Genomic DNA, 2,667 nt, shown 5'->3' with positions numbered 1-2,667 from the left:
ACGGGACCTGACGAAAATTGGTTGAGGCCTGGTCTCTTATGGTGACGTCCGATGGCCGAGAACGCGCTGCCGCGGATTTGGGAACGCCGCCGCGCGCCGAACTGCATCGTTCCGCGCTTGCCGACGGTATGTACACCAATTCGGCGTACACTTCTGGTGTGGAGACGAAGAGTGGTCGCTGGCACCTGCGCGTGACCGCGGCGCAAGATGCGGTGGTGCGACGTGTGCTCGACGTCACGGGCGAGTCGCTCAACGACTATGTGGTGCGTCACGCCGTTCAGGCCGCCGAGGCCGACCTCGCTGATCGGAGAGTGTTCGTCCTCGATGACGCCGCCTGGACCGATCTTCAGGCGCTGCTCGACCGTCCGCCAAGCCCCAAGCCCGAGTTGGCGCGCCTGCTGGCGAATCCGTCGATTTTGGAACGGTGAGCTACGAGGGGCCCGTCCTCTTCGGTGCCGATCACATCGTCGACGACTTCGACTGCGGCAACGACGTGCTCAACGAGTGGCTGCGGACGAAGGCTCTGCACAATCAGCGCGAAGGAGGCAGCCGCACCTGGGTGGTGCTGGACGGGCGACGGGTGGTGGCCTTCTATGCCTCCAGCACGGCGGTGCTCATGCGCAGCCGGGCGACGAAACGCGCTGCTCGCAATCAGCCGGACCCGTTACCTGCGGTCCTGCTCGGCCGGCTGGCCGTCGACGCGAACCATCAAGGGCGTGGTCTCGCTGCAGCACTTCTCAAACATTTCATCCTCAAGTCACTTGAGGTCGCGGAGCTGACGGGGGTTCGGCTGCTGCTGGTCCACGCAAACAACGACACCGCCCGGCGCTTCTACTTGCGCTACGGTTTTGAGCCTTCTCCTGTCGACGACCTAACACTGATGCTCCTCGTAAAGGACGTCCGGCCCAGCCCATCTGCGTAACGAAGCCGAGACGGTGCTGGATCGCGTCGACACGGCCGTCGCCGCCCGGCTTGATCATCGCGAGCAATAAAACTCGCGCTGAGCGCAGACCTCCCCTGGGCGGTGGCGAACCGGTAGCGATATCGGGATGTCCGTGGCGCTGACGAAAATTGGTTGAGGCCTGGTCTGTGGCGGTGGGCTCGAGGGTTGGGAAACGTGACCTAGCGGATTTGGGAACGTGCACACTGTCGGCTGGGGAATCAGCTCGCGGATAGTGCAACTTTTGGGCGCGTCAGGACGACGCAGAGTCCAGTTCGTGCAATTCGGGCCCGGACGGGTCCCACAACGCAGCCGGTACTGAGCGTTCGTCGGGTGTCCCTCAGGTAACGGATTGGAACGGATGCCGTGCACTGTCGTCAGTGCTCGGCACGCAACGCCGCGATGCCGGTCACGACGACGCGCTGGGGTGTGAAGGTGACTCGTCGTCCGGTTTGACTTTCGTCGCGCGGCCTTTCGTCCTCCCACACTAACGTGGCTGTGCCGGTTAGTTGCAGCGTTGTCCCCGTGGGGAAGTCGATGAAGAGCAAGGCTGTGGTCGGGTCGACCGTCACATTGCCCAGGCTGTTGAACAGGTTGTTGCCCGGGTAGTCCGGCCACCAGAGGCGATCGTGCTCGATGTGGACGAAGCCGGTCGGCCCGCCTCGATGGGAGGCGTCGTTGCCTGACGTCGGATGGCTGGTGCCCAGGAAGAATGTGTCGGCGTGTTCGATCAGCCGACCGTCCTCCGGTCGCAGAAGTTCGCCGGTGAAAACCGGTGTGCGGTCTGGGCCGGAAGCGTTGGCGGGGAGGCGCAGGTGGCGGTTCCGGATGAATTTCGGGCAGTTGCCGTATGCCTGGTCGACATCGATTGTCAGACCGCCGGAATCAGCCTGGGCGAGAACGCCGTTGATGCGCACTCGGCGGCGGGTGGCGAAGTCGATCACGATAAGCCCCGCGGGCTGGCGGGCCGGTAGGTCGTGGAGCGGGTCGGCGTCGAGAAAGGGGTCCTCGATGTGCAGTGTGGTCGGTGTCGCCGCCCGGAGGAAGCCGGGTTGTCCCAGCAGCGGTGAGGTCCACAGTCGGCCTGCGGCGTCGCGTGCGGTCAGGACCGCCAGCTGCGCCGCCGCCACGAAGTCAGCTGTGGCGGTGCGGAGCTGGCCGCGGGCCGCCATCGGGGCCAGCCGCTCGGCACGCGTGCGCACTCCGGCGCGTGTCTGGACGGCCAGCTCGCCGCTGTGGAATCCCACAGCGGCGGGCCGGTTTTCGTTCGTCATCTGCAGGGTCACAGGGGGTTACGACCGGCGAAGGCGACGACTCGCTGGGTGGGGGTCGCGTCCGCGCCGGCCGCGACCTCCGGACCGAAGAGATCTTGAGGTCGCAGCGCCGGGACGAGCTGCGATCCGACCGCTTCGGCCAGGGTGGCCTCGGCCTCGTCGAAGTGGATCGGCTTGCCGATGGCCACCGCCAGGTCCCAGCTGTGGATCAGCGTCGAGTAGGTGATGATGCCGATGGCCTGGCGGGCCGGCATCTCCCCGATGACGGTCAGGATGGGACGCTCCCAGTCGGTGATGGTGGTCCACGCTTGCTGTGAGCGGTCGACGGACTTCTCGACGACCGTGAGCGGCGCTGAACCGAGGATGTCGGCCCCGCTGAAAAGTTCCTGCTCGGTCGGGCCGCCCTGTCCGTCGAGGGCCGCCGCAAAGGCGTCGATCGTGGCGACAGTGTGG

The 2,667-nt window shown here is 65.9% G+C and carries 4 protein-coding genes; 2 read left to right on the top strand and 2 right to left on the bottom strand.

From position 1 onward, the window contains the following. The first annotated feature begins 158 nt into the window (after window positions 1–158). Entirely contained in the window at window positions 159–428 is a 270-nt protein-coding gene (locus BST47_RS30030; RefSeq protein WP_053082894.1) for a type II toxin-antitoxin system TacA family antitoxin, read from the top strand. Beyond that, the gene (locus BST47_RS30025) at window positions 425–922 is read left to right on the top strand and encodes a GNAT family N-acetyltransferase (protein ID WP_023363547.1); all 498 of its coding nucleotides are present in this window, start codon (window positions 425–427) and stop codon (window positions 920–922) included. Before BST47_RS30030 ends, BST47_RS30025 begins: the two co-directional genes overlap by 4 nt. Window positions 923–1,317: 395 nt before the next feature. Here the strand turns inward: BST47_RS30025 and BST47_RS30020 are convergent, their stop codons facing one another. Together BST47_RS30020 and BST47_RS30015 are read right to left on the bottom strand one after the other, a co-directional pair. Beyond that, window positions 1,318–2,214, bottom strand: a complete 897-nt coding sequence (locus tag BST47_RS30020) for a pyridoxamine 5'-phosphate oxidase family protein (RefSeq protein ID WP_046191501.1) — start codon at window positions 2,212–2,214, stop codon at window positions 1,318–1,320. A gap of 8 nt (window positions 2,215–2,222) precedes the next feature. Further along, window positions 2,223–2,667: TIGR03086 family metal-binding protein (locus tag BST47_RS30015; protein ID WP_033718762.1), on the bottom strand; the 445-nt coding region annotated here is incomplete at its 5' end.

This window comes from Mycolicibacterium tusciae (assembly GCF_002086795.1).
GTDB classification, from domain to species: Bacteria; Actinomycetota; Actinomycetes; order Mycobacteriales; family Mycobacteriaceae; genus Mycobacterium; species Mycobacterium tusciae.
This window is presented reverse-complemented; position numbering and strand designations above follow the sequence as displayed.

Bases quoted from the DNA above. Each gene is read 5' to 3' on its own strand.
- BST47_RS30020 (WP_046191501.1), bottom strand. From the start codon at position 2,214: ATGACGAACGAAAACCGGCCCGCCGCTGTGGGATTCCACAGCGGCGAG.